Genomic DNA, 25,538 nt, shown 5'->3' on the forward strand with positions numbered 1-25,538 from the left:
GGAGCACTGACAAGCCCGAGGGCTTTTCCTGCCGGGGCAGGGGCACCGGGGGCGCACCGCCCGGACCCTGGGGGCGGGGCCGGCCGGACGCGCCGGGCCCGGCCCCGCGGCGGCTCAGGCCGGGCGGCGGAAGCCGATCGTGGGGACGGCGCGGGCCAGCGGGGCGGGCCGGTAGGCCGCGGGGAGCACCTCGTCCAGAAAGGCGTACTGGCGGCGCAGTGCGCCCGGGGCGCCCGCCTCATAGGCCCGCACCTGCTGCCACCAGGCCGCGATCTCGGCCCAGCCGGGCGCCGACAGCGAGCCGCCGAATTCCTGCACGGACAGCGCGGCGCACAGCCCCGCGAAGGCGAGCCGGTCGGCCAGCGGCCAGTCGGCCAGGGTGCCGGTGACGAATCCGGCGACGAAGACATCGCCGGCGCCGGTCGGGTCCAGGGCCTCCACGGCGATCGCGGGCACCTCGGCGCTCTCACCGGTCCGCCCGTCCACCGCGCAGGCGCCCTCCGAACCCAGCGTGACCACCGCGAGCGGCACCAGCTCGGCGAGCTTGCGGGCGGCGGCGCGCGGGCAGTCCGTCCGGGTGTAGCGCATCGCCTCCTCGGCGTTGGGCAGGAAGGCCTCGCAGTGCTCCAGGTCGGCGAGGTCGGCCGGGTCCCAGCGGCCGCTGTCGTCCCAGCCCACGTCCGCGAAGATGCGGCTGCCGCGGCCCGCCGCGCAGCCCAGCCAGCCCTCGCGCCGGCCCGGTACCAGCGAGGCGATGCAGGCGCGGGACGGCGGCGGGCAGCCGGGGGCGTGCTTGCCGTCGAAGGCGAAGTCGGGCGGCGGGGCCTCGTGGCCGTGCGAGACCATCGTGCGCTCGCCCTCGTACGCCATGGAGACGGTGACCGGGGAGTGCCAGCCGGGGACGGTGCGGGACAGCGCCAGGTCGATGCCCTCGCCCTGTTCGAGCGCCTCCCAGCAGTACTCGCCGTAGTGGTCGTCGCCGAAGGCGGCGGCGAGCGAGGTGCGCAGCCCGAGCCGGGCCAGCGCGGTGGCCATGTTGGCGACGCCGCCGGGGCTGGAGCCCATCCCGCGGGCCCAGGACTCGGTGCCGCGGACCGGTGCGGAATCCAGGCCGGTGAAGATGATGTCCAGGAAGACCGTGCCGGTGAGGTAGACGTCGGTGCGCGGATCGCCGTCGGCGCGTACCCCGGCCAGCGGATCGAGGGCGGCGGGCACGGCGGCCGGGCCCGCGGGCGGAAGGTCATCGCGTCGGCTGCTCACCGTGCTCGCTCCTCTCGTATCGGCACGTGCCGCCAGTGTGCCTGATGCTGCGATACGTTCCGCCCCATGAGGCTCACGATTCTGGGCGGGGGCGGTTTCCGGGTGCCGCTGGTCTACCGCGCCCTGCTGGACGACCCGGGGCGCGCCGTCTCCGAGGTGGTGCTGCACGACACCGATCCGCGCCGGGTGGCGGTGATCGCCGAGGTCCTGGCGCGGCTGGCGCAGGGGCATCCGGCGCCGGTGCCGGTACGGGTCGCGGACGGTCTGGACGATGCGCTGACCGGCGCCGGGTTCGTCTTCTCGGCGATCCGGGTGGGCGGCACGGCGGGCCGGATACGCGACGAACGGATCCCGCTGTCCGAGGGCGTGCTCGGCCAGGAGACGGTCGGCGCGGGCGGTGTCCTCTACGGCCTGCGGACGATCCCGGTGGCGCTGCACATCGCCGAGCGGGCCGCGGCACTCGCCCCGGGGGCCTGGGTCATCAACTTCACCAACCCCGCGGGCATGGTCACCGAGGCGATGTCCCAGGTGCTCGGCGACCGCGTCATCGGGATCTGTGATTCGCCGGTGGGGCTGGTGCGCCGGGCGGCGCGGGCGGCCGGTGCGGACCCGGCGGCCCTCGCGGACCCGGACCGGGCCGGGTACGACTACGTGGGGCTCAACCACCTCGGCTGGCTGCGGTCGTTGACGCTGGACGGCACCGAGCTGCTGCCGGGGCTGCTCGCCGACGACGCCGCACTGGGCTCCTTCGAGGAGGGCCGGCTGTTCGGCGGGGACTGGCTGCGGGCCCTGGGTGCGCTCCCGAACGAGTATCTGCACTACTACTACTTCCGCCGCGAGACCCTCGACTCCGTACGGGACACCCGGGAGACCCGCGGGGAATTCCTCGACCAGCAGCAGGGCGGTTTCTTCGAGCGGGCCGCGGTGGCCGGCGGCCCGGACGCGGTGTACGCGCTGTGGGAGCGGACCCGGCTGGAGCGCGAGGAGACGTATATGGCGCACAGCCGGGAGGCCAGTGGCGGCTGGCAGCGCGACAGCCACGATCTGGAGGGCGGCGGCTACGACCGGGTGGCGCTGGCGTTGATGCACGCCATCCTGGGCAACAGCGGCACCCGGCTGATCCTCAACGTCCGCAACGGGACGACGGTGCCGCAGCTGGCGCCGGACGCGATCGTGGAGACGGTGTGCGAGGTGAGCGCGCAGGGCGCCCGGCCGCTGCCCTGCGCGCCGCTGCGGGAGGACCAACTGGGGCTGATGTTGCAGGTCAAGGCGGTGGAGCGGGCGACCGTGGAGGCCGCGGTGTTCAAGGACCGGGGCGCCGCGCTGCGGGCGCTGGCGCTGCATCCGCTGGTGGACTCCCCCGCGGTGGCCGCCCGCATTCTGGAGCGGGCGGCCGGGGAGGGATGAGGCCCCGGAATACCCTCCGCCCCCGCCACGTTGTGGCCCCGAGGGGGCGTCCGCACCCCCTACGGGAAGTGTTCGCCCCTCCCCTAATGCCTCTCCCATGGGTCGCGTGCATCTGAGCGTCCGACCGTTCCGGTCGCTGTGGGCAGGACTCCTGTGGCCATGACCTTGACCCGTCGACGCCCCTCGTTCCGGTAAGCAGCTGCGTGTTCCCAACTGGGCTGCCGCGCCGGGTACTTCGGGTTCTCCCAGGCGTCCTTCCCCTGCTCGCACCCGTGTTAGCCGGACGTTAGCGGAGCGGCAGCCTCACACTAGTGGCCCCGACCAGAGTGGTTGTCGTACCGAGGAAACAGCGACACCGACCGTCCTGGGGGGGACCCGAAATGAGCGCCAACACCACTGCCCGCACCGCCCGTCGCCGCACCCTGCGTATGGCCGTCGCGGCCCTGACCGCGGCCGCCGGCCTTACGCTGACCGCCTGCTCCGGCTCGGACGCCGCCGGCACGGAGCCCTCGGGCCAGTCGGACGCGGGCAGGGCCATCGAGTCCAGCGGCGCGGGCTCCTCCGCCAAGGCGCAGGGCTCCGGTGCCGCGGCGGGCTCGGGTGCCAAGGCCGGCACCACGGCGGGTGCTGCGGGCCGGCAGACGGGTGGCGCGAACGCCGCCGGCGGTGGCGGGGCGGGCTCGGGTGTCGAGCGCTGCCACTCCTCCGGCCTGAAGGCGGCGTTCGCCACGGGTGAGGATGCGGCCCCGGACCCGAACGCGGGCGGTTCGACGACCACCAGCGTCGTGCTGACCAACAAGGGCAGCCGCACCTGCAAGATCGGCGGCTTCCCTGGCGTGGACCTCAAGTCCGAGAACGGCGGCGAACGCTGGTCGCTGGCCCGCTCGTCGGCCAAGCCCGGCTCGATCACCCTGGGGCCCGGCGACAGCACCGACTTCACCATCAACGTCGCCATGACCAAGGAAGACAAGGGCTTCTACCAGCCTGCCTGGGCGGACATCACCCCGCCCAACGAGACCAAGTCGATCACCATCAAGTGGCCCTGGGGCACGCTCGTCGACCAGCGCGGCGCCACCCACCCGGCCACCTTCGTCAACCCCATCGGCTGACCACCTCGGCACTGCCCTGGCCATCAGCCGGGAACCTCTCTGAGCCGGACCAGCTCAGAACGTAAAGACAAACAAGGAGATCACCATGAAGTCGTGGCGTACTCGAATCGGTGTCGGTCTCGCGGTCGGTGCCGCGGCGGTAGCCATCCCGCTGACCTCCACCACCGCCTTCGCCGCCCCTCCCCCCGGCGATGGCTGGGTCCCCGTCGGTGCCGAAAGGTACCCCTCGAAGGCGGAGTGCGAAGCGAAGGAACTCCCGCACGCCCAGGCGAACGGGTACCACGAGGTGTGGTGCGACGACAGCCAGGCCATCATGCCGATCTTCAACCGCTGACCGCTCGCCACCCGGCGAGGACCCGTCCCGCCGACGTCGCGTCAAGAAGTCCGCTGCCCCGGTGTGTCACACCGGGGCAGCGGACTTTCCGCGATCCATACGGGCACGCCCCAGGGCCCGCCGTTCTAGTGCCCCCGCTTGATCCACTCCTCCAGGTGCGGGGCCTCCGCCCCGATCGTCGTCGGATCGCCGTGGCCGGTACGGACCTCCGTGTCCGGCGGCAGGGTCAGCAGCCGGTCCCGGATCGAGGTGACGATCGTCGGGAAGTCCGAGAAGGACCGGCCGGTGGCGCCGGGGCCGCCCTGGAAGAGGGTGTCGCCGGTGAAGACGGTGCGCAGCTCGGGCGCGTGGAGGCAGACCGCGCCGGGGGCGTGTCCCGGGGTGTGCAGCACGGTCAGGTCCGTACCGGCGATGGTCAGCACCTGGCCGTCCGCCAGCTCCGCGTCCGGTGGGGTGTCCGGGTGGGTCATCTTCCACAACGGCAGGTCGGCGGGGTGCAGATGGATGCGGGCGCCGGTGCGGGAGGCCAGCGCCGGGGCCGCGTCGATGTGGTCGTTGTGCCCATGGGTGCAGATGATCGCGCGCAGCGTCCGGCCCCCGAGGGCCTCGACGATGGCGTCGGCGTCATGGGCGGCGTCGATGACGACCGCCTCGTCGTCGTCGCCGACGATCCATACGTTGTTGTCGACATCCCAGGTGCCGCCGTCGAGGGAGAAGGTGCCGGAGGTGACCAGGTGGTCGATGCGGGCCGCCATCAGAGCGTCACCACCGAACGCAGCACGTCACCGGCGTGCATCCGCGCGAAGGCCTGCTCCACGTCCTCGATGCCGATGGTCTCGGTGACGAACGCCCCCAGGTCGATCCGGCCCTGCAGATGCAGATCGACCAGCATCGGGAAGTCGCGGGAGGGCAGACAGTCGCCGTACCAGGAGGACTTGAGGGCGCCGCCGCGGCCGAAGACGTCCAGGAGGGGGAGTTCCAGGGTCATGTCCGGGGTGGGGACGCCCACCAGGACGACGGTCCCGGCCAGGTCGCGGGCGTGGAACGCCTGCTGGTAGGTCTCCGGGCGGCCGACCGCGTCGATGACGACATCCGCGCCGAAGCCGCCGGTCAGCTCGCGGACCGCCTCGACGGGGTCGGTGGAGCGGGAGTTGACCGTATGGGTGGCGCCCATGGAGCGCGCGGTCTCCAGTTTGCGGTCGTCGATGTCCACCGCGATGATCTTGGCCGCACCGGCCAGCCGGGACCCCATCACGGCCGCATCGCCGACGCCGCCACAGCCGATGACCGCGACCGAGTCGCCGCGTGCGACGCCACCGGTGTTGAGGGCGGCGCCGATGCCCGCCATCACCCCGCAGCCCAGCAGGCCGGCCGCTTCGGGCGCGATCTCCGGGTTGACCTTGGTGCACTGTCCGGCGGCGACCAGCGTCTTGTCGGCGAAGGCGCCGATGCCCAGCGCCGGGCTCAGCTCCGTGCCGTCCTTCAGCGTCATCTTCTGCCGGGCGTTGTGCGTGTCGAAGCAGTACTGGGGGCGCCCGCGCAGACACGCGCGGCACTGGCCGCACACCGCACGCCAGTTGAGGACGACGAAATCGCCGGGCGCCACATCGGTGACACCGGAGCCGACCGACTCCACCACGCCGGACGCCTCGTGCCCGAGCAGGAACGGGAAGTCGTCGTTGATGCCGCCCTGCTTGTAGTGCAGATCGGTGTGGCACACCCCGCACGCCTGGATCTTCACCACGGCCTCACCGGGACCCGGGTCCGGCACCAGGATGGTCTCCAGCCGGACCGGTTCGTTCTTCCCCGGCGCAATCACGCCGCGCACTTCCTGTGCCATCGGGACAGCCCCTTTCAAAGATCACTTACGGGACCACTGTGGCGCACCGCCACTGAGCCGTGCTCACCGTACGCGTGCCGGGCCACCGCGCACAGGACCACGGCCGGGTCCATGATCTCCGGCCCGGGGCCGCCGGCCGCGGGCCCGCTCGCGGTGCCCGCCGCCGCGGACCGGCGTCACGCCGATCGCCGCCAGGACGCCGCCACCGGCAGCCCGATCAGCCCGCCACGGGTCGATCCGGTGGCGTCGCTGTGGCCCTGACATGCACTCCGTTGGCGTCCGGCCGTCCTGGGGCGGATGGGGAAGACACGGTCGCGGACCTTGCCGCCGAGCAGGGCGTGTACGGGCAGTCCAGCGGTCCGGCGGTCCGGCCCCAGGCGTCGAGGCAGGCGACCTCGAAGCCAGAGAGGACGGAGAGGCGCAGTTTGCCGGCGGTCTGGACGCCGCGCAGCCCGCCGGCGTCCACCGCGTCCGCGCCGGTCGCGGCCGGCGAGTCACCGCACACCTCGGCGGCCAGTGCGGGCAGTCCGTTCAGATCCGTGACCGACCGGCCGATCAGCGCACGGGCCAACGGCTGGGCCAGCGCGAGGTACTTGCCGTCCCCGTAGGTTCTCGCCGAGCCCGGTGACGCCACCTTCGGTGGCCAGCTCGATGATCAGCCGGGGGGTGTACGGCTGGTGTACCCCCTGCGTGTTCAGCAGCGGCGGATCGGCCACCAGGAGGGGGGTGAGCCGGACCTCGGTGATGGTGAGCGCGTGCCGGGCGTCGGTCATCCAGCAGCTCCTACGAGGCCGAGGGCTGTTTTCATACATAGATGACGTCTACAGAGGGAGTGGGAGGCTAGGGAGCCCACATGGCGACCGTCAATACCCCGCACCGCGGCGAGCTTTACCAAGGGTTGAATCTGCGCGCGTAGATACCGAGGTGAGGCTCTGTTAGACCTACTGGGTCCGCTCATGTCTCCCGGAGGAGCCGCGCATGCCCCGTCCCGCCCGTTTCCGCCCCGCCCTCTCCCGGAGGGCCCGCCTCGGCGCCGCCACGGTCGCCACCCTCGTCGCCGGCACCGCCGTCTTCGGCATCGGCCAGGCCACCGCCGAACACTCCGTACCGCGCACCGACAAGGAGATCCCCAACCTCACTCAGGTGCAGGACAAGATCAAGGCGTACTACGGCGACACGGTGACGGCGGACGGCGAGCACTACGCCTCCCCGCGCAGCAACTACGCACACCAGGTCCGCGGCATCGAGGCCAAGGCCCGCGGCTATCTGTCCAAGGCCCTTGCCCGGCAGGACCGGACGGGCAAGAAGGCCAAGCCGGCCATCGTCCTCGACATCGACGACACCACCCTGCTCACCTACAACTACGAGCTCCAGGTCGGCTTCCACTACACCGAGGAGAGCCAGGACAAGTACCTGGCGCACACCGACATGGACCCGGTCTTCGGCATGGACCGGCTGGTCAACTGGGCGCACGACAAGGGCGCGGAGGTCTTCTTCCTGACCGGCCGCAAGGAGGCGCAGCGCGACTGGAGCGTGCGCAACCTCAAGAACGTCGGCTACAACGTGGCGCTGGACCGCCGGCACGTCTACCTGAAGAACAAGGAGCACCCGCCGGCCTACCTGCCCTGCGGCGCCACCTGCACGACCATCGAGTACAAGTCGGGCACCCGCAAGCACATCGAGTCCCTCGGCTACCAGATCGTCGCCAACTTCGGGGACCAGTACAGCGATCTGCGCGGCGGCGCCGGGGACCGGACGTTCAAGCTGCCCAACCCGATGTACTACCTGCCGTAGGCGAGGCCTTCCGGGCCGTCCGGTCCGGTCCGCGGGACCGGAACCGGACGGGCGGCACGGCACCACCACAGACGGCACCACCACAGACCGCTCCGCCACAGACGGCACCACCGCGGCCGCACCGCCGCGGTCAGCGCCGCGGCGGTCAGCGCCGTTTGGGCAGCGGCACCCGCGACAGGTCCTGGGCGATGGTCAGTTCGCCGGTGTATCCCGCCGTACGGGCCTGCCGCTCGAACTCCGCCGGGTCGGCGTAGCGTTGCGAGAAGTGCGTCAGCACGAGATGCCGCACCCCGGCCCGTACGGCCACCTCAGCGGCCTGCCCGGCGGTCAGATGACCGTGGTCCACGGCGAGCTGGATGTCCTCGTCCAGGAACGTCGACTCGATGACCAGCATGTCCACCCCCTCCGCGAGTGCGTGCACGCCCTCGCACAGCCGGGTGTCCATGACGAACGCGAACCGCTGGCCCCGTCGCTGCTCGCTCACCTCGTCGAGGGTGACGCCGTTCAGCTCGCCGAGCTGCTTGAGCCGTCCGATGTCCGGCCCGGCGATGCCGTGCTCCGCGAGCCGGTCCGGCAGCATCCGGCGGGTGTCCGGCTCCACGAGGCGGTAGCCGTACGACTCGACGGGATGCCAGAGCCGCCGCGCCTCCAGGACGTACGACTCCGCGCGGTCCAGCTCACCGTCGGCGGCGACCGGCCGCTCGACCAGCCGGACCGTCTCGCGGTAGGCGGTGGCATAGCGCAGCCGGTCGAAGAAGTGCTGGCCGCTGGCCGGGTAGTGGGCGGTGACCTTATGCGGCACCCGGTCCAGGTTGATCCGCTGGATCACCCCCGCCAGGCCCAGGGAGTGGTCACCGTGGAAGTGCGTGACACAGATCCGGTTCAGGTCATGGGCGGCGACCCCGGCGCGCAGCATCTGCCGCTGGGTGCCCTCACCGGGGTCGAAGAGCAACCCCTGGCCGTCCCACCGCAGCAGATACCCGTTGTGGTTGCGGTGCCGGGTGGGGACCTGACTCGCGGTGCCGAGGACGACCAGTTCGCGTACGGACACGGTCGGTTATCCGGGAGGCCACTGGAGGCCACGGCCGCCGAGCACGTGCAGGTGTGCGTGGAAGACGGTCTGGCCCGCGCCCGCACCGGTGTTGAAGACGACCCGGTAGCCCCGGTCTTCCACCTTCTCCTCGGCGGCGACCTCGCGGGACTCACGCAGTATGTCGGCGATGATCTCCGGTTCGGCCGCCGCGAGGGCCGCGGCGTCCTGGTAGTGCACCTTGGGGATGATCAGGACGTGTGTCGGCGCCTGGGGGTTGATGTCGCGGAACGCGACGGTGGTCTCCGTCTCCCGGACGATGGTCGCCGGCACCTCCCTCGCCACGATCTTGCAGAACAGGCAGTCGGCCTGCGGTTCTCCCGCCACGGATGGCTCCTCCCGATCACCGCCGTACACACGGTGCGTACGGCCTTCGGATGCTACCGGGCGGCACCCACGCGGGATCGCAGCGACCGGGGGCGGCCGGGTACCGGAAGGGCGCCGCCGGGCCCGTCCGGGAGTCGGACGGGCCCGCCCCAGCCCGGTCCGCCCCGCCCCGGTCCGCCCCGCCCCGCGGCGCACCGGCAGACGGCGGACCGGCACGGCGCGGACTCCGGGATCACCAGGGGGTGTCTCCCCGATCTCCGTGGATCAGTCTGCGGCGTCCGGTGCCGTGCATCGCAAGGCGGAGGGTCGTCCCCGTACTGGGCATACGGGTATGGATGATCCGACAACGCCGCGAGGTGCGGTGCCAGGCGTCGCGGGCCCACGGAGATCGGGGAGACACCCCCTAAGCTGGCGCGCACAACCGATTTCGCCCACAACCGGGAGTTCTGCACCATGGCAACCACGCGCACCGCCAAGACCCACTGGGAAGGCAACCTCCTGGAGGGCAAGGGCACCGTCGCCCTGGAGTCCTCCAAGGTCGGTACGTACGACGTGAACTGGCCCGCCCGCGCGGAGCAGCCCAACGGCGTCACCAGCCCCGAGGAACTGATCGCGGCGGCCCACTCCTCCTGCTACTCCATGGCCTTCTCGCACGGACTGGCGGGCAAGGGGTTCACCGTCGAGGCCCTGGACACCCAGGCCGATGTCACCTTCCAGCCCGGTGAGGGCATCACCGCCATCGCGCTGACCGTCAAGGCCCGCGTTCCCGGCCTGTCCGAGGAGGACTTCCAGGCGGCGGCCCAGGACGCCAAGGCCAACTGCCCGGTGAGCCAGGCGCTGGCAGGCGTCAAGAACATCACGCTGGCGGCAGAGCTGCTCTGACGGGACAACCGGGACGACCGGGACGACCGGCCGGGCCGGTTCCCGGTACGTGAACGGCGGTGCGCCGGGCGGGCCCTGAGGGTGCGTCCGGCGCACCGCTGCGTTGTCAGTGGGCTGTGCCACGATCTTCTTGCTGCGGAACGGCCCGGTGTGCCGATCCGTGGACCGCCGCACGCCGCCCCCGCGAAGGGATTCCCGCCCGTGACCCACAGTTCCCCCACCGTGCTCCGCCTGGCGCTGCGGCTCGCCGATCCGGACATCGCCGATGCGCTCGCCGAGCGGCTGCGTCCGGCGCTGCTGGCCGCGCTGTCCGACCGGTTCGGGCTGCCGGAGGAGACGGTGGAGGCAGTGACCGGACCGGGCGGCGCGGCGCTGCGTGCCGCGCTGGACACCGAACCCGAGGCGTTCTTGATACGGGCGGCGGAGACCGGCGATCCGGTGATCGCCCGCGCCCTGTGGGGGGCGCGGTACCGCACCGCTCCGCAACGGACGCAGCGCGCACGGGACCTTCCGGATCTGCTGGCGGTGATTCTGCGCGCCGCCGACCCCACGGACCCGCGCTGGGAGGACGAGGCCGGCCTCGTCCCGCTGCTCCAGGAGGAGGCGACCGGCGTCGAGCTCCTTCCCGCCCTGACCGGCCCGTTCCCTCAGCTGATCTCCTCCGCCCTGGTCCAGCTGGCCGCGCTGCTGCCGCTGCCGGTCGCCCTCGACTCCTGTATCGCCCTGGCACAACTCGCCGGCGGTGAAGGGCTGCTGGCGTTCGCCGACGGGGTCGAGCGGGCCCCGGACTTCGATCTCGGGCGCCCGGAGCTGCTGGACCTGATGCGGGCGGCCGCGGCCGACGCCGATCCGGAGGCGTTCCTGCGGGAGCGCCGCCCGGCCGGTGAATGGACGGCCCTCGCCCCGGTGCGGGCCCTGCTGCTGATCCGTAACGGCGTCAGCTCGGTGGCGAGGCCCGCCGGCCTGGACTGGGAACTCGTCCGGCGCGAGCACGCCCGTCGGCCCTTCGAGACCGAGCCACCGCACCGCCGCGGATACCCCCGCACCAATCAGCTGTTGCAGCTGGTCAAGTGGGAAGGCTGCCCCGACGGCCTCGTCATGGAGTGCCTCCGCGACGAACCCCGGACCACCACACGGCTCGCCGCCGGGCTGCCCTTCGAGGCGCTGGTGGGGCCCGAGGCGGCGGCGGGCAAGGTGCCCTTCGACGAGGCCCTCGGGCGCGGCATCCGTACGGGCCGGCTGCCGGTGGACCGGGTGCTGGCGGAAGTGACCCCGGCGACGGAGGTGCTGAGCGCGCTGCCGTACGACCACGAGCCGACCCGCAAGGCCCTCGCCGGACTGCTCGACCGGCTCGGCACGGACCCGGTCAACTGGCTGACGTGCTACGCCCGGACAGGGCGGGCCCGGGGCAGCGTCGCGGAGCTGATCGACGACGCCGCCTCGGCGGGATCCTCCAGAAAGCGCAGCACCACCTGGCCACACCCCCTGGAGGCGGTGTTCCCCGCCACTCCCCCCGAGGCGTCCCGGGCCGCGTTCCTGGGCCTGTTCCAGTGCGCCTCCGAGGAGGCGCAGATCGCCGTCGTACCGCACTTCGACCCGCGGGCCGTGCAGCATCTCCTGGTCCACGGCGATCCGGCACCGGCCGTCCGGGACGCGGTGATCGCCGCCCACGGGGTGTCGGCGCAGGCCGCGCAGGCCGCCTCCGCGTCCCTCTCCCCCGACAAGCTGGCGTACCTCCTCGACCTCGACGAACCGCAGGTGGACGCCAACCTGTTCTTCCACTGCGGTATTGACCAGCGGGAGCGGGAACGGATGCTCGCCGGGCGGCTGCGCGGCGGCGGCACCCGTGCCGTCCCCGAGGAGCTGCTCCACGTCCTGCGGGAGGCCCACCTCAGCCACTACCGCCACTGGCTCATCGCCGGCCTGGAGTCCGGCGACCTGGGCGTGGCCCGCACGATCGTCGAGCGGCTGAAGCTGCGGATACCGGCGGCCCGGCTGCGACTGCTGGTGGCCGTGTGGGAGCGCGGCGGCCCGGACGCGGTGCGCGAGATCCTGGCGATGGACCGCCTCCCGGTCACCCTCCGCCGGCAGACCGAGAAGCTCCTCGACGTCCCCGACGGGCTGGACCGGCTGCGCGCCCGCCGGGCCGCGGCGGAGGACCCGGCGAAGCTGCTGGCGTTCCTCAACAAGGCGCCGGGCTACGACGGTGACCAGCCGCACAAGCTCACCGGTGAAGGCATACCCGTCCCCTGGCCCGATCTGATCGCGGCGCACCGCTCCGGCACGCTGGCCCCCGGTGCGGCCGAGGACCTCGCGAAGCTCGCGGACTGCCCACGCGAGCTGCTGCTGGCGCTGCTGCCGAGCATCCCGGAGCTGGGCCGCTCCCACCTCTCGTGGCCCCAGCTAGCCCTCCGGCGCGGCACGCTGGCCCCGGAGGACGTCCTGACCCATGCCGCCCCCGCACGCCAGGGCCTGTCCCACCTCCTCCGCCTGCTCAACGCCTCGGACCGGCAGGCACACCAGCCAGCCGTCCGGCCGGCGGACCGGCAGAAGCTGCGGACGCGGGCGGCCGCGCTGACCGCGGAACACCTGGGCAGCGACCCCGAGGCCTGGGCCGTCTGTCTCCAGCTGCTACCGACCTTCGCCGGCACCCTCACAGAGCTGTTCGCGACAGCGGCCGCGATCGTACGACCGCCGGCCTGAGCACCGAGGGACAGCAGCCCGTTCCACGCCCCACGAGCCGCACCGCACCACCTGCGTAAAGCCCCACCGGCCTTTCCCCCGCCCTCAACGGGAGGTGACGGGCCGGAGTGGGTGGGGTGCCGGACGTAAAGCGAAGCAGTCCGGCACCCCACCCGCGGAGGCCCGTCACCGCACCCCAACAGCCCCGCGCAGCGGACCGGCCGCCGCAGGCGCAACGGCGGGAAAGCCGAAAACGCAGGCCGAAGCAAAGGCACAGCGCACGGCGCCACGGCGAGGGCACCGCGCAGCGGGCAACAAACGCCGAGCACCCCCACGGCGGGAAAGCCAAAAACGCGGGCCCGAAACCAAGCGCAGCGGAGCGCTCAGTTCCAGCGCCCCGTACGCCCCAGCAGCAGCGCGAGGGCCGCGGTGCCTGCCGTGGAGGTGCGCAGAACGGTCGTCCCCAGGCGGTAGGGCCTGGCGCCGGCCTCGGCGAAGGTGGTGAGCTCCTCCGGGGAGACACCGCCTTCCGGGCCGACGACGAGCACGATCCGGCCCTCGGTGGGGAGTTCGGCCGTGGCGAGCGGCGCGCTGCCCTCCTCGTGGAGGACGGCCGCGAAGTCGGCGTCGGCGAGCAGCGCGGCCACCTGCTTGGTCGTCAGCGGGTCCGCGACCTCGGGGAAGGTCAGCCGGCGCGACTGCTTGCCCGCCTCGCGGGCGGTGGCGCGCCATTTGCCCAGCGACTTGGCGGTCCGCTCGCCCTTCCACTGGGTGACACAACGCGCCGACGGCCAGGGCACGATGGCGTCCACCCCGGTCTCGGTCATCGTCTCGACGGCCAGCTCGCCGCGGTCGCCCTTGGGAAGCGCCTGGACGACGGTGATCGTGGGACCGGGCGGGTCCTCGGTGCGCAGCTCCGTGACCGCGACGGTGAGCCGGTCCTTGCCCTCGACGGCGGCGACCGTGCCGTACGCGCCGGTGCCGTGCCCGTCCGTCAGGACGACCTCCTCGCCGGCCCGCAGCCGCCGCACCGAGACCGCGTGCCGGCCCTCGGGACCGTCCAGGGTCAGCGTGCCGCCGGCCCGTGCGCCCGCGAGGGACTCGACGAGGAAGACCGGCGCGGTCATGAGGCGTGTCCGGTGGCGGGGAGGTTCAACGCGGCGCGTGCCGCGTCCAGTTCGACCGCCAGGACCTCCACGAGCCGGCCGGCGGGCAGCTCGCGCGCCAGCCGGTGCCCCTGCCCCGCCCACAGGTTCATGCCCTGGGCGTCGCCCGCCTTGGCCGCGGCCTTGCGCACGGTGGAGGTGAGGTAGTGGACGGCCGGGTAGGCGGCCGGTGCGTACGGGCCGTGCTCGCGCATGAAGCGGTTCACCAGCCCGCGGGCCGGCCGGCCGGAGAACGCCCGGGTCAACTCCGTATGTGTGAACAGGGGGTTGGTCAGTGCCTGCTTGTGCAGCGGGTTGGCGCCCGACTCGGGGGTGGCGAGGAAGGCGGTGCCCAACTGCGCCATGGTCGCCCCGGCGGCCAGCACGGCCGCGATCTGCGCCCCGCGCATCAGCCCGCCCGCGGCGATCATCGGAATCTGCACGGCCTCACGGACCTGGCCGAGCGCCGCCAGCAGTCCCAGCCCCGCGCCGGTCCCGTCCGCGTGCGGATTGTCCCGGTGGGTGCCCTGGTGGCCGCCGGCCTCCACGCCCTGCACACACACCGCGTCCGCGCCCGACCACTGCGCGGCCTGCGCCTCGGCAGCGGTGGTGACCGTGACGATGGTGTACGTACCGACCTTGGCGAACGCGTCGAGGACGGCGCGCGAGGGGCAGCCGAAGGTGAAGGACACCACCGGCACCGGGTCCTCCCGCAGTATCGCGAGCTTGGCCTCGTAGCCGTCGTCGATGGGCCCGTCGGTTTCGCCCAGATCGGTCTCGTACCAGGTGACCTCGCCGGCCAGCTGCTCGCGGTAGACCTCGACGACGGAGCTGTCGGCCAGCGAGGGCTGCGGCATGAAGAGATTGACGCCGAAAGGCCGGTCGGTCAGCGACCGCAGCTGTTTGATCTCCTGATACATGCCGTCGGCGGTTTTGTAGCCGGCGGCAAGGAAGCCGAGACCGCCGGCGCCGCAGACAGCGGCGGCCAGCTCGGGTCCGGAGCCGCCTCCCGCCATCGGGGCCTGCACGATCGGGTAGCGGCAGAGATCGGTCAGTGCGGTGGGCATGAGCACATCGTGTCACGCCCACCCCACCGCCCCGAACCGGGGCGGTGGCTGCCGAACGGGCCCGGGGAACCTCCGCGACCCCCGGGCCGACCTGGGCTATCGCCCGTTGAACGCATCCTTCAGACGCGAGAACAACCCCTGCTGCCCCGGCTGGAACTGCCCCGTGGGCCGCTCCTCACCGCGGAGCTTGGCCAGCCGCCGCAGCACCTCCTCCTGCTCGGGGTCGAGCTTGGAAGGCGTCTGCACCTCGACATGGACGATGAGGTCGCCCCGGCCGCCGCCGCGCAGATGGGTCACACCGCGCTGGTGCAGCGGGATCGACTGGCCGGACTGGGTACCGGGCCGGACATCGATCTCCTCCACCCCGTCCAGCGTCTCCAGCGGGCACTTCGTGCCCAGCGCCGCCGCTGTCATCGGGATGGTGACCGTGCAGTGCAGATCGTCGCCGCGCCGCTGGAAGACCGCGTGCGGCAGCTCGTGGATCTCCACGTAGAGATCACCGGCGGGGCCGCCGCCGGGGCCGACCTCGCCCTCGCCCGCGAGCTGGATGCGGGTGCCGTTGTCGACACCGGCCGGGATCTTGACGGTCAGCGTGCGGCGGGAGCGGATGCGTCCGTCGCCCGCGCACTCGTGGCACGGCGTCGGCACGACCGTGCCGAAGCCCTGGCACTGCGGGCACGGCCGCGAGGTCATGACCTGGCCCAGGAACGACCGGGTGACCTGCGAGACCTCACCGCGGCCGCGGCACATGTCACAGGTCTGCGCCGAGGTACCCGGCGCCGCACCCTCGCCGCTGCACGTCGTACAGACGACGGCGGTGTCGACCTGGAGGTCCTTGGTCGTGCCGAAGGCCGCTTCGTTGAGTTCGACATCGAGCCGGATCATGGCGTCCTGGCCGCGGCGGGTGCGCGAGCGCGGCCCGCGCTGCGACGCGGTGCCGAAGAACGCGTCCATGATGTCGGAGAAGTTGCCGAAGCCGGCGCCGAAGCCGCCCGCGCCCTGACCGCCGCCCGCCTGCGAGAGGGGGTCGCCGCCGAGGTCGTAGACCTGCTTCTTCTGCGGGTCCGAGAGGACCTCGTAAGCGGCGTTGATCTCCTTGAACCGCTCCTGGGTCTTGGGATCCGGGTTCACGTCCGGGTGCAGCTCGCGCGCCAGCCGACGGAAGGCCTTCTTGATCTGGTCCTGCGAGGCGTCGCGTCCGATGCCGAGGACCGAGTAGTAATCCGTGGCCACTTACGACTCCGCGAGGATTTGTCCGACGTAACGTGCCACTGCGCGTACCGCTCCCATCGTTCCGGGGTAGTCCATGCGGGTCGGTCCGACCACGCCGAGTTTGGCGACTGCCTCGTCGCCCGAACCGTAGCCGACCGTGACGACCGATGTGGACGCCAGGCCTTCGTGGGCATTCTCATGCCCGATACGTACGGTCATGCCCGAGTCCTTGGCCTCCCCGAGCAGCTTGAGCATCACCACATGCTCCTCAAGGGCCTCCAGCACCGGCCGGATGGTCAGCGGGAAGTCATGCCCGAAGCGCGTGAGATTGGCGGTACCGCCGATCATCAGCCGCTCTTCGGTCTCCTCCACCAGAGTTTCCAGCAACACCGCCAGCACTGTCGAGACCGTGCCGCGGTCGTCCTGCTCGAAGGACTCCGGGAGATCCTGCACCAACTGCGGCACATCCGCGAACCGGCGCCCCACGACCCGGCTGTTGAGCCGGGCCCGCAGATCCGCCAGGGAGGTCTCGCCGAACGGTGCCTGGCAGTCGATGAGCCGCTGCTCGACCCGCCCGGTGTCCGTGATCAGCACCAGCATCAGCCGGGCCGGGGCCAGGGCCAGCAGCTCGACATGCCGGACCGTGGACCGGGTCAGGGACGGGTACTGCACGACCGCGACCTGCCGGGTCAGCTGCGCCAGCAGGCGGACCGTGCGGCCCACCACGTCGTCGAGGTCGACGGCGCCGTCGAGGAAATTCTGGATCGCCCGCCGCTCCGGGCTGGACAGCGGCTTCACACCGGCCAGCTTGTCGACGAACAGGCGATAGCCCTTGTCGGTCGGGATCCGCCCGGCACTCGTGTGCGGCTGGGCGATGAAACCCTCGTCCTCCAGGGCCGCCATGTCGTTGCGGATGGTGGCCGGGGAGACGCCGAGCTGATGGCGTTCGGTGAGGGCCTTGGAGCCGACCGGCTCCTCCGTCCCCACATAATCCTGGACGATGGCGCGCAGCACTTCGAGCCTGCGTTCGCTGAGCATCCCGCGCACCTCCAGTCCGGCCGTCCGCCGTCTCGACTCTCCTGGCACTCACACGGGCCGAGTGCCAGACCCGGAGCCAGTGTACGGCCGAGTAGCACGGACACGGCAAGGGCAGCCGCGCACAGCACCCGCCCGATGACCGTGTTCGGCCGATCTGTCGGGCAACGCTATCGCGATGGCGCTAGCGTCTCGGTATGCACAGTGCTTGGGAAGAGGCCGGTTGGGAACAGCTCGGTGACGGTGTCGCCAGACGCCGGATGCCGAGGTGGGACGAGACGATCGGGGTGATCGCGGGGACGGCCGGCGTCATGATCGTCGACACCGGAGCGACCCTGCGCGACGGCGCGGATCTGCGGCGCGCGATCCGCGGTGTGCTCGGCCGGGAAGTGACGCATATCGCGCTCACCCACCCCCATTTCGATCATGTCCTGGGCACCGCCGCCTTCGCGGGCGTCGAGGTTTTCGGCGCGGCCGGACTGGGCGAGCTGCTGCGCCGCGGCAAAGACGAGCTGCGGCACGACGCGATACGGCACGGCGTCGACCGCGACGCGGCCGCCGAGGCCGCCGATCTGCTGGTCGCCCCGCACCACCACGTCCACGACCAGCTGACCGTCGAGCTCGGCGACCGGCAGGTGCTGCTCGCCAATGTCGGTCCCGGTCACACGGCCCACGATCTGGCGGTCCTGGTACCGGGCCGGGGCGGGTCCCCGGAGATCGTCTTCTGCGGCGATCTGGTCGAGGAGTCCGGCGAACCCCAGGCGGGCCCGGACGCGCTGCCGCAGCGGTGGCCCGGCGCCCTGGACCGGCTGCTGGCCCTCGGCGGCGAGCACGCGCGGTATGTGCCCGGCCATGGCGCCGTGGTGGACGCCCGTTTCGTCCGCGCCCAACGGGACGCCCTCGCCGCCCGCTTCGGCGTCGCCCCCTCCTGACCACCGCCCGCTCACCCGACGGACAGGCCCCCATGCAGAGCAAGCGCTACAGCCCCGACCTCACCGCGCCGTGGAAGAAGCAGCGCCCCGCGCCCGAGGTACCCGCCGATCCCGATCTGGTCGTCGAGGAGGTCACCTCGGGTTTCTGCGGCGCGGTGATCCGCTGCGAGAAGACGGCACAGGGCCCGACGGTCACCCTGGAGGACCGCTTCGGCAAGCACCGCGTCTTCCCCATGGAGCCTCGCGGCTTCCTCCTGGAGGGGCGGGTGGTCACGCTCGTACGCCCCCAGGGCAGGCCGGCGGCCACCGCTCCGGCGCGTACGGCGTCCGGGTCGCTGGCCGTGCCCGGCGCCCGCGCGCGGGTCGCCCGCGCCGGGCGCATCTATGTGGAGGGCCGGCACGACGCCGAGCTGGTGGAGCGGGTGTGGGGCGACGACCTGCGCATCGAGGGCGTCGTCGTGGAGTACCTGGAGGGCATCGACGACCTGCCGGCGATCGTCCGCGGCTTCGCCCCCGGCCCGGACGCCCGCCTCGGCGTCCTCGTCGACCATCTCGTGCCCGGCTCGAAGGAGTCCCGTATCGCGGCCGAGGTGACCGGTGATCATGCGCTGGTGGTGGGCCACCCCTACATCGACGTCTGGGAGGCGGTGAAGCCGTCCTCGGTCGGCATCCCGGCCTGGCCGTCCGTCCCGCGCGGCCAGGACTGGAAGACGGGCGTGTGCCGGGCCCTGGGCTGGCCGGAGAACACGGGGGCCGCCTGGCAGCGGATCCTGTCCTGCGTGCGGTCCTACAAGGACCTGGAGCCGGCGCTGCTGGGGAGGGTGGAGGAGTTGATCGACTTCGTCACGGCCGGCGGTGCGGCCTGACCCCGGGGAGCGTCCCGAACTCGCCGGTGTCCAGCTCCAGCTCGAGCAGGTCCAGCGGCACGGAGTCGCCGAACTTGGTGATCCGCTGGACCCTGTAGTCGGCCTCATCACCGCCGCCGACAGGTTCGGTGAGCAGGACGCAGTGGGCCACGATGGGATCGATGATCAGGTAGGCGGGCACCTTGCCCGCGGCGTAGATCGAGCGCTTGATTCCGTAGTCCCGGTCCACGCTGTTCTTGGAGACGACTTCGACGAGCATCGTGACCACTTCGGACGGCAGCAGCCGCCCGGACTCCGGTCCGGCGTCGCTTTTCAGCACCACGAGATCGGGCACCGGTTCACTCTGCTCGCTCAGAATGTCGATGTCCTGGGTCATCAGCCATTCCCAGCGGTCGCTGGGAAGCTGCAGCGCCACGGATCGAACGATCCGGTTGTGGACCAGATCAGGCCCTGCCATCATCACGATTTCCCCCCGGAGGAGCTCCATCTTGATGCCCTCGGGAACCTCAAGGTTCTCGAAGAGCTCCGTCATCCGGCGTTCATCCACAGCGGTCATCTCCATGGCCTCCGTTTCCCGTCGCCGTGTATACGGCACAGGCTAGGAGCAGCCTAGGCGGGCCCACAGGCCCTTCGCATCGGTTCACTCGTTCGAGGACTGCACGTTCTCAGTCCACCAGATCCCGCACCACCGCGTCCGCCAGCAGCCGTCCCCGGAGCGTCAGCACGGCCCGGCCCGCCTCGTACGGAGCGGCCGCCAGCAGCCCGTCCGCCAGCGCCCGCGCCGCCGCCCGCGCGCCCGCCGGGGCGAGGATGTCCAGCGGGCAGCCGTCGGCCAGCCGCAGCTCCAGGAGGATGCGTTCGACCCGGCGGTCCTCGGCCGACAGGAGCTCCCGGCCGGCGCCCGGGGAGCGGCCCTCGCTGAGGGCCTGGGCGTAGGCACCGGGGTGTTTGACGTTCCACCAGCGGACGCCGCCGACGTGGCTGTGGGCGCCGGGGCCGGCGCCCCACCAGTCGGCGCCGGTCCAGTAGAGCTCGTTGTGGCGGCAGCGGGCGGCGTCGGTGGTCGCCCAGTTGGAGACCTCGTACCAGGTGAAACCGGCCGCGGCGAGGCGTTCGTCGGTGATGAGGTAGCGGTCGGCGTGCACATCGTCGTCGGTCATCGGGACCTCGCCGCGGCGGATCCGGCGGGCCAGCTGGGTGCCCTCCTCGACGATCAGGGCGTAGGCGGAGACATGGTCGGGGCCGGCGCCGATCGCGGCGTCGAGGGAGGCCCGCCAGTCGTCGTCGGTCTCGCCCGGGGTGCCGTAGATCAGATCGAGGTTGACGTGCGCGAAGCCGGCCGCGCGGGCCTCGGCGACACAGGCCTCGGGGCGGCCCGGGGTGTGCGTACGGTCGAGGATCTTCAGGACGTGCTGCCGGGCGCTCTGCATGCCGAAGGAGACGCGGTTGAAGCCGCCCGCGCGCAGTTCGTCGAGGTAGCGGGGGCCGACGGACTCCGGGTTGGCCTCGGTGGTGATCTCCGCGCCATCCGCGAGGCCGAATTCCTCGCGGATCGCGGCCAGCATCCGGCCGAGATCGGCGGCGGGCAGCAGGGTCGGGGTGCCCCCGCCGACGAAGACCGTCTCGACCGGGCGCGGATCGTCGCCCAGCACCTTGCGGGCCAGCCGGATCTCCTCCACGACGGTGTCGGCGTAGTTGTCCCGCGAGGCCAGTGCGCCGCCGGAACCGCGCAGCTCGCTCGCGGTGTAGGTGTTGAAGTCGCAGTAGCCGCAGCGGGTCGCGCAGTAGGGCACATGCAGATAGAAGCCGAGGGGGCGTCCGGCGGCATCGGCCGGCGTATGACCGGGCAGCGCCCCGTCCTCGGGCATCGGCTCACCATCAGGCAGTGCGGAAGGCATGGGAACCATTGTCCGTCATGGCGGGGCGGTACCCGTCCGGCGCCGCTGTGCCTCAGGACACCCCGTGCCCCGAGGCCTGCAGGACCAGCAGGGCCAGGTCGTCGTCGGGCGGGGTGGGGCCGAAGGCGTGGACGGTGCTGCGGATGTGGTCCGCGAGGGCGGTGGCACCCAGGCCGGCGCCCGCGGCGAGCGCGGTGGCCAGTCCGTCCTCGTCGTCGAAGAGCCGCCGCCCCGAGCGCCGCTCGGTCACCCCGTCGGTGACACACAGCAGCGTCTCCCCTGGGCAGAGGTCAAACGATTCACTTACGTACGCCGCGTCCTCGACCACCCCCAGCAGCATCTGCGGCGCCGCGACGACCCGGACCGCGCCGTCCGTGCCCAGCACCAGCGGCAGCGGATGGCCGGCGCTGGCGAGGGTGCAGCGGGCGCCGCCGGAGTCGGGGTAGGGGACGATCTCGCCGTAGAGCAAAGACAGGAAGCGGGCCTGTTCGCCCTCCTCGCGGATCTCGACCGGTGCCTCCGCCCCGGCGCCGGCCGCCGCAACCGCCGCCGCGACCGCCGCGACCGAGTCCGCGGCCTCCCGTGCCATGGTCTTGTTGAGCCGGTCGAGCACCGCCGCGACACCGAAGCCGTCGCGGGCCAGCAGCCGCAGCACCGGCCGGGCCAGCCCGGTCACCGCGGCCGCCTCGGGGCCGCTGCCGCAGACGTCGCCGAGCGCGAAGCACCAGCGGCCGTCCCCGGCGTCGAAGAGGTCCCAGAAGTCGCCGCCCGCCCAGGCACCCTCGCGCGGCTCATAGACCACTGCCGACTCCACCCCGGGCACCCGCGCCCGCCCCCGGGGCAGCAGCCGGCGCTGCAGGACCTGGCTGATGCGCTCCTGGCGGCTGTAGGCGCGGGCGGTGGCGACTGCGCGGGCGACCCGGCGGCACAGGTCCTCGATCAGCCCGACCGCCTCGTCGGGGAAGTGCGGCAGTCCGCCCAGGCCGAGCAGCAGGGTGCCGAGCCGCCGGCTGCCGGCGACCAGGGGGCAGGCCAGCGCGGCGCCGCCGGGGCCGTAGCCGCCCGGTTCGTACGGCCAGGGCCAGGGAACGGCTCCCGGTGCGCTGCCGGACGCGCCACCGGGGAGTTCCGGCGGCTGCTTCTCCAGTGCGGTACGCAGCGCATCGATCCGGCTCTCGCTGGTGTGCCAGACGCCGGCGAGCCGCTGCTCGTCGCCGGCCTGGGCGATGCCCCGGCCGGGGGCGCCGCTGTCGCCGTCGTACAGCCACACCGCACACCATTCGGCGAGCCGGGGCACGATCAACTGGGCGGCGAGCGCGGCGACTTGGTCGGCGTCGAGCTGGGCGGAGAGCAGATCGGAGGCCTCGGCGAGGAAGGAGAGGGCGCCGTTGTCGACCCGGCCGGTGCCGGGTTCCGGCCGGGCGGCCCGGCGCGGTGCCGGGGCCAGGAGCTCGGCGGCCCGCAGCTCGCGCTGCAGCAGCTGATGGTCGAGGGTGAACTCCGGCTCGGGCCATCCGGCGGCGTCCGCGGCCCCCACGGGCAGCCGGAACCACACGGTCTTCATGGCCCGGCGGTAGGTGACGCCCCAGGATTCGGCGACCGCGCTGATCAGCTGCAGCCCGTGCCCGCCGTTCTCGGATGCGGCGCTCTCCGCACGGGCGCGGACCGGCTGGGTGGGGTGGTGGTCGGAGACCTCGATGACGATGCCGGGGCCGGATGCGCCGTCGGCGCCGGCTCCCGGGGTGGCGGCCGCTTCCGGGTGCGGTGCCTCGCACGGCTCCCCACTGCGCCCCCGGTGTGGCTCCGCGCCCCCGTCCCGCCCGGCCGCCGGGTCCAGCCGGCAGCGCAGTTCGACGGTGGTGCCCGCGTGCACGACCGCGTTCGTGACCAACTCGCTGACCAGCAGCACCGCTTCGTCCGCGAGCCGGTCGGTCAGGCCCTCCGCGCCGGCCAGCCGCCGGCCGGTCCAGTCGGCGAAGGTGGCCCGGACGAAGCGCCGGGCGGCGGCAGCGGCCTGCGGATCACCGGGCAGGCTGGCCCGACGGGAACGGGCGGCGGGTCCGTCGGCAGGCCCGGCCGCGGGTCCGCCGGGGAACCCGTCCGTCATCGTCGCGCGCGCCGCCGTGACGTCGTCGTCCCGTGGAGACGAAGTTGTCGTCCTCATTGAGCAACTCCCGAGCAGCTCCGCTACAGCGCCGGATGCGCCAACGACAGCGTGACAGAACGAGCGCAGCCATAAGCACTGAGTCACAGAAGTGGGTGGTCGCGGCCACCAATTCGGCTGACGCGCCGCGGGAGTTGGCCGACGCACGAAGGACGGGCCCGAGGAACCGGCAGGGACGGCTCGGGCCGCCGCGGTGGTTCCCGCGGCGGCCGCATCTCACCCGTACGGGCACGGCGTGACGGGTGAGCCGACCGGGCTCGCCCGTACCGCCGCGCCGTACGGCTACGCCTCGCGCGCCCCCGCGTACATCTCGTCGAGCAGGTCCTTGAACGTCCGCTCCACCACCGGCCGCTTGATCTTGAGGCTGGGGGTCACCTCGCCGTGCTCGATGTCCAGGTCACGCGGCAGCAGCCGGAACTTGCGGATCTGCTGCCAGCGCTGCAGCCCCTCGTTGACCCGCTCGACATAGCCGTCGATCAGCTCCCGGACCTGGTCGGTGGCGACGACCCCGGCGTAGTCCTTGCCGCCGAGGCCGTGCTCCTTCGCCCAGGTCATGATGGTCGGCTCGTCGAGGGCGATCAGCGCGGTGCAGAAGTTCCGGTTGGCGCCGTGCACCAGCACATTGGAGACGAACGGACAGACCGCCTTGAACTGGCCCTCCACCTCGGCCGGTGCGATGTACTTGCCGCCCGAGGTCTTGATCAGGTCCTTCTTGCGGTCGGTGATCCGCAGATAGCCGTCCGGGGAGAGCTCGCCGATGTCGCCGGTGTGGAACCAGCCGTCCTCCTCCAGGACCTCGGCGGTCTTGTCGGGCAGGCCGTGGTAGCCCTCCATGATGCCGGGGCCGCGCAGCAGGATCTCGCCGTCCTCGGCGATCCGCACCTCGGTTCCGGGCAGCGGCTTGCCGACCGTTCCGGTGCGGTAGGCCTCACCGGGGTTGACGAAGCTGGCGGCGCTGGACTCCGTCAGGCCGTAGCCCTCCAGGATGTGGATGCCGGCGCCGGAGAAGAAGTAGCCGATCTCGGGCGAGAGCGCGGCCGAGCCGGAGACCGCGGCGCGCAGCCGGCCGCCGAACGCCTCCCGCAGCTTGGTGTACACCAGGGCGTCGGCGATCTTGTGCTTGGCGCCGAGCGCGAACGGCACCGAGGTGCTGCCGGTGCGGCGGAAGTTGTCCTGGGAGACCTTGGCGTACTCGCGGGCCACCTCGGCCGCCCACTGGAAGATCTTGTACCTGGCGGCGCCGCCCGCCCGGGCCTTGGCCGCGACACCGTTGTAGACCTTCTCGAAGATCCGCGGCACGGCCGCCATGTAGGTGGGCCGGACGACCGGCAGATTCTCGATGATCTTGTCGACCCGGCCGTCCACGGCGATCACCTGGCCGGTCGCGATCTGGCCGGCGGTGAGCACCTTGCCGAAGACATGCGCCAGCGGCAGCCAGAGGTACTGCACATCCTCCTCATGGACCAGGCCCGTCGACTGGATCGCGCGGGCCATGTACGACCAGCAGTCGTGCGGCAGCCGGACGCCCTTGGGACGGCCGGTGGTACCGGAGGTGTAGATGAGTGTCGCCAACTGGTCGGCGCGCAGGTCGGCGACCCGCTCCCTGACGCACTCCGGGTGTTCCTCCAGATAGGCGGTGCCGCGCTTCTCCAGCTCGGCGAGGGTGAGCACCCAGCCCTCCGGGTCACCCTCGACGGGCTCCGCGCCGGCCTCGTCGATGACCACGACATGCGCGAGCTCGGGCAGCTCCGCCCGCTGCGCGCGGGCCTTGGCGAGCTGTCCGGCGTCCTCCGCGATCAGTACCCGGCTGCCGGAGTCGGACAGGATGTAGGCGGTCTCCTCGGCGTTGGTGCTGGGGTAGACCGTGGTGGTGGCGGCGCCGGAGCAGAGCACCCCGAGGTCGGCGAGGATCCACTCGACGCGGGTGTTGGCGGCCAGCGCCACCCGCTCCTCGGGGCGTACGCCGAGCGCGATGAGCCCGGCGGCCACGGCGTAGACCCGCTCCGCGGCCTGGGACCAGCTGATCACCTTCCAGTCGTCCGCGCCCTGCCCTGAGGCCGCGGGGACCGGATAGCGATAGGCCTCGATATCGGGCGTGGCCGCGACCCGCTCCAGGAAGAGGTGTGCCACCGAAGGCGGCCGGTTTTCGATCAGCGTGTGGGTGTCCGTCACGGCGTCCTCCGGGGCCCGCTTCGTTGCTGGTGACTCGCGAGTAACCTTTGAGCAGTGATCAGACTAGAGCGCGATCCGCCGACACGTAAGGGGCTGCGACCTACTGGTTCACGATGTGACCAGTGCGATAGGTGTACGTAGCACGCGCAATGTCCGATAGCGAGCCGCGCCGGTCACCCACACCAGATCACACCCGGCGGACCCATCACGCCACCCCGGGCGCCGTGCTGCGCGTTCATCCCGGGGCGCAGCCGGAAAGCCGGCAGGGCGCCGGCCCCTCCCTGGGGACCGGCGCCCTGCCGCCACCGTCACCGGCTACGCG

At 72.4% G+C, this 25,538-nt stretch carries 21 protein-coding genes and 1 pseudogene; 8 read left to right on the forward strand and 14 right to left on the reverse strand.

The window, feature by feature from the left end; all coding sequences use genetic code 11:
- Positions 1-114: 114 nt before the first annotated feature.
- The gene (locus AB0C46_RS19590; protein ID WP_362829106.1) at positions 115-1,260 is read right to left on the reverse strand and encodes a PfkB family carbohydrate kinase; all 1,146 of its coding nucleotides are present in this window, start codon (positions 1,258-1,260) and stop codon (positions 115-117) included.
- A 66-nt stretch (positions 1,261-1,326) separates the two neighbouring features.
- Between AB0C46_RS19590 and AB0C46_RS19595 the strand changes: the two genes are divergently transcribed.
- From AB0C46_RS19595 to AB0C46_RS19605, 3 genes are all read left to right on the forward strand, one after another.
- Entirely contained in the window at positions 1,327-2,667 is a 1,341-nt protein-coding gene (locus AB0C46_RS19595) for a 6-phospho-beta-glucosidase (RefSeq protein ID WP_362829108.1), read from the forward strand.
- Between the two features lie 380 nt (positions 2,668-3,047).
- Positions 3,048-3,776, forward strand: coding sequence for a DUF4232 domain-containing protein (locus AB0C46_RS19600; protein ID WP_362829109.1), 729 nt, complete (start codon positions 3,048-3,050; stop codon positions 3,774-3,776).
- 85 nt (positions 3,777-3,861) lie between these two features.
- A complete protein-coding gene (locus AB0C46_RS19605) occupies positions 3,862-4,110 on the forward strand; it encodes a hypothetical protein (protein ID WP_362829111.1) in 249 nt (82 codons plus the stop codon).
- Between the two features lie 125 nt (positions 4,111-4,235).
- On the opposite strand, the gene AB0C46_RS19610 is transcribed toward AB0C46_RS19605, so the two are convergent.
- From AB0C46_RS19610 to AB0C46_RS19620, 3 genes and pseudogenes are all read right to left on the reverse strand, one after another.
- A complete protein-coding gene (locus AB0C46_RS19610; protein ID WP_362829112.1) occupies positions 4,236-4,865 on the reverse strand; it encodes an MBL fold metallo-hydrolase in 630 nt (209 codons plus the stop codon).
- Positions 4,865-5,950, reverse strand: a complete 1,086-nt coding sequence (locus tag AB0C46_RS19615) for an S-(hydroxymethyl)mycothiol dehydrogenase (protein WP_362829113.1) — start codon at positions 5,948-5,950, stop codon at positions 4,865-4,867. The genes AB0C46_RS19610 and AB0C46_RS19615 overlap by 1 nt, the downstream gene beginning before the upstream one ends.
- Positions 5,951-6,255: 305 nt before the next feature.
- A pseudogene (locus tag AB0C46_RS19620) lies at positions 6,256-6,723 on the reverse strand (glucarate dehydratase); the annotation flags it as partial.
- Between the two features lie 205 nt (positions 6,724-6,928).
- Here AB0C46_RS19620 and AB0C46_RS19625 point away from each other — a divergent pair.
- The gene (locus AB0C46_RS19625; RefSeq protein ID WP_362829114.1) at positions 6,929-7,744 is read left to right on the forward strand and encodes an HAD family acid phosphatase; all 816 of its coding nucleotides are present in this window, start codon (positions 6,929-6,931) and stop codon (positions 7,742-7,744) included.
- Positions 7,745-7,889: 145 nt separating this feature from the next.
- Here the strand turns inward: AB0C46_RS19625 and AB0C46_RS19630 are convergent, their stop codons facing one another.
- Complete coding sequence (locus AB0C46_RS19630; RefSeq protein ID WP_362829115.1) at positions 7,890-8,795, reverse strand: ribonuclease Z; 906 nt, start codon at positions 8,793-8,795, stop codon at positions 7,890-7,892.
- Positions 8,796-8,801: 6 nt separating this feature from the next.
- Positions 8,802-9,161: a histidine triad nucleotide-binding protein gene (locus AB0C46_RS19635; RefSeq protein ID WP_362829116.1), complete on the reverse strand. Its 360-nt coding sequence runs from the start codon at positions 9,159-9,161 to the stop codon at positions 8,802-8,804.
- Between the two features lie 453 nt (positions 9,162-9,614).
- Here AB0C46_RS19635 and AB0C46_RS19640 point away from each other — a divergent pair, with 453 nt between their 5' ends.
- The gene (locus tag AB0C46_RS19640) at positions 9,615-10,043 is read left to right on the forward strand and encodes an OsmC family protein (RefSeq protein WP_362829118.1); all 429 of its coding nucleotides are present in this window, start codon (positions 9,615-9,617) and stop codon (positions 10,041-10,043) included.
- Between the two features lie 201 nt (positions 10,044-10,244).
- On the forward strand, positions 10,245-12,746 hold the full coding sequence (locus tag AB0C46_RS19645; RefSeq protein ID WP_362829119.1) for a hypothetical protein: 2,502 nt from the start codon (positions 10,245-10,247) through the stop codon (positions 12,744-12,746).
- A 362-nt stretch (positions 12,747-13,108) separates the two neighbouring features.
- Here AB0C46_RS19645 and AB0C46_RS19650 read toward each other — a convergent pair whose 3' ends face one another.
- The 4 genes from AB0C46_RS19650 to hrcA form a co-directional block, all read right to left on the reverse strand.
- A complete protein-coding gene (locus tag AB0C46_RS19650) occupies positions 13,109-13,852 on the reverse strand; it encodes a 16S rRNA (uracil(1498)-N(3))-methyltransferase (protein ID WP_362829121.1) in 744 nt (247 codons plus the stop codon).
- On the reverse strand, positions 13,849-14,937 hold the full coding sequence (locus tag AB0C46_RS19655) for a nitronate monooxygenase (protein ID WP_362829122.1): 1,089 nt from the start codon (positions 14,935-14,937) through the stop codon (positions 13,849-13,851). The genes AB0C46_RS19650 and AB0C46_RS19655 overlap by 4 nt, the downstream gene beginning before the upstream one ends.
- 96 nt (positions 14,938-15,033) lie before the next feature.
- The gene (dnaJ, locus tag AB0C46_RS19660) at positions 15,034-16,170 is read right to left on the reverse strand and encodes a molecular chaperone DnaJ (RefSeq protein WP_362829123.1); all 1,137 of its coding nucleotides are present in this window, start codon (positions 16,168-16,170) and stop codon (positions 15,034-15,036) included.
- Positions 16,171-17,187: a heat-inducible transcriptional repressor HrcA gene (gene hrcA / locus AB0C46_RS19665; protein WP_362829124.1), complete on the reverse strand. Its 1,017-nt coding sequence runs from the start codon at positions 17,185-17,187 to the stop codon at positions 16,171-16,173.
- A 194-nt stretch (positions 17,188-17,381) separates the two neighbouring features.
- On the opposite strand from hrcA, the gene AB0C46_RS19670 reads away from it, so the two are divergent.
- Positions 17,382-18,116, forward strand: coding sequence for an MBL fold metallo-hydrolase (locus AB0C46_RS19670; protein WP_362829125.1), 735 nt, complete (start codon positions 17,382-17,384; stop codon positions 18,114-18,116).
- Positions 18,117-18,148: 32 nt separating this feature from the next.
- The gene (locus tag AB0C46_RS19675; protein ID WP_362829127.1) at positions 18,149-18,982 is read left to right on the forward strand and encodes a DUF3097 domain-containing protein; all 834 of its coding nucleotides are present in this window, start codon (positions 18,149-18,151) and stop codon (positions 18,980-18,982) included.
- On the opposite strand, the gene AB0C46_RS19680 is transcribed toward AB0C46_RS19675, so the two are convergent.
- The 4 genes from AB0C46_RS19680 to AB0C46_RS19695 all read right to left on the reverse strand — a co-directional run bounded on the left by AB0C46_RS19680 (position 18,960) and on the right by AB0C46_RS19695 (position 25,216).
- On the reverse strand, positions 18,960-19,544 hold the full coding sequence (locus AB0C46_RS19680) for a Uma2 family endonuclease (RefSeq protein WP_362829128.1): 585 nt from the start codon (positions 19,542-19,544) through the stop codon (positions 18,960-18,962). The genes AB0C46_RS19675 and AB0C46_RS19680 overlap by 23 nt on opposite strands.
- A 103-nt stretch (positions 19,545-19,647) precedes the next feature.
- A complete protein-coding gene (gene hemW, locus AB0C46_RS19685; RefSeq protein WP_362829130.1) occupies positions 19,648-20,880 on the reverse strand; it encodes a radical SAM family heme chaperone HemW in 1,233 nt (410 codons plus the stop codon).
- Between the two features lie 52 nt (positions 20,881-20,932).
- Entirely contained in the window at positions 20,933-23,044 is a 2,112-nt protein-coding gene (locus AB0C46_RS19690) for an ATP-binding SpoIIE family protein phosphatase (RefSeq protein WP_362829131.1), read from the reverse strand.
- Between the two features lie 282 nt (positions 23,045-23,326).
- Positions 23,327-25,216, reverse strand: a complete 1,890-nt coding sequence (locus tag AB0C46_RS19695) for an AMP-binding protein (RefSeq protein ID WP_362829133.1) — start codon at positions 25,214-25,216, stop codon at positions 23,327-23,329.
- Between the last annotated feature and the right edge of the window lie 322 nt (positions 25,217-25,538).

The sequence above is a fragment of the Streptomyces sp. NPDC048637 genome, from assembly GCF_040650675.1.
Lineage (GTDB): Bacteria > Actinomycetota > Actinomycetes > Streptomycetales > Streptomycetaceae > Streptomyces.

What these genes read in the sequence shown, in the direction of transcription:
- AB0C46_RS19595 (WP_362829108.1), top strand. Translation starts at nt 1,327, where the DNA reads ATGAGGCTCACGATTCTGGGCGGGGGCGGTTTCCGGGTGCCGCTGGTC.
- AB0C46_RS19600 (WP_362829109.1), top strand. Translation starts at nt 3,048, where the DNA reads ATGAGCGCCAACACCACTGCCCGCACCGCCCGTCGCCGCACCCTGCGT.
- AB0C46_RS19605 (WP_362829111.1), top strand. Translation starts at nt 3,862, where the DNA reads ATGAAGTCGTGGCGTACTCGAATCGGTGTCGGTCTCGCGGTCGGTGCC.
- AB0C46_RS19610 (WP_362829112.1), bottom strand. Translation starts at nt 4,865, where the DNA reads ATGGCGGCCCGCATCGACCACCTGGTCACCTCCGGCACCTTCTCCCTC.
- AB0C46_RS19615 (WP_362829113.1), bottom strand. Translation starts at nt 5,950, where the DNA reads ATGGCACAGGAAGTGCGCGGCGTGATTGCGCCGGGGAAGAACGAACCG.
- AB0C46_RS19625 (WP_362829114.1), top strand. Translation starts at nt 6,929, where the DNA reads ATGCCCCGTCCCGCCCGTTTCCGCCCCGCCCTCTCCCGGAGGGCCCGC.
- AB0C46_RS19640 (WP_362829118.1), top strand. Translation starts at nt 9,615, where the DNA reads ATGGCAACCACGCGCACCGCCAAGACCCACTGGGAAGGCAACCTCCTG.
- AB0C46_RS19650 (WP_362829121.1), bottom strand. Translation starts at nt 13,852, where the DNA reads ATGACCGCGCCGGTCTTCCTCGTCGAGTCCCTCGCGGGCGCACGGGCC.
- AB0C46_RS19655 (WP_362829122.1), bottom strand. Translation starts at nt 14,937, where the DNA reads ATGCCCACCGCACTGACCGATCTCTGCCGCTACCCGATCGTGCAGGCC.
- hrcA (WP_362829124.1), bottom strand. Translation starts at nt 17,187, where the DNA reads ATGCTCAGCGAACGCAGGCTCGAAGTGCTGCGCGCCATCGTCCAGGAT.
- AB0C46_RS19670 (WP_362829125.1), top strand. Translation starts at nt 17,382, where the DNA reads ATGCACAGTGCTTGGGAAGAGGCCGGTTGGGAACAGCTCGGTGACGGT.
- AB0C46_RS19675 (WP_362829127.1), top strand. Translation starts at nt 18,149, where the DNA reads ATGCAGAGCAAGCGCTACAGCCCCGACCTCACCGCGCCGTGGAAGAAG.
- AB0C46_RS19680 (WP_362829128.1), bottom strand. Translation starts at nt 19,544, where the DNA reads ATGGAGATGACCGCTGTGGATGAACGCCGGATGACGGAGCTCTTCGAG.
- hemW (WP_362829130.1), bottom strand. Translation starts at nt 20,880, where the DNA reads ATGCCTTCCGCACTGCCTGATGGTGAGCCGATGCCCGAGGACGGGGCG.
- AB0C46_RS19690 (WP_362829131.1), bottom strand. Translation starts at nt 23,044, where the DNA reads ATGAGGACGACAACTTCGTCTCCACGGGACGACGACGTCACGGCGGCG.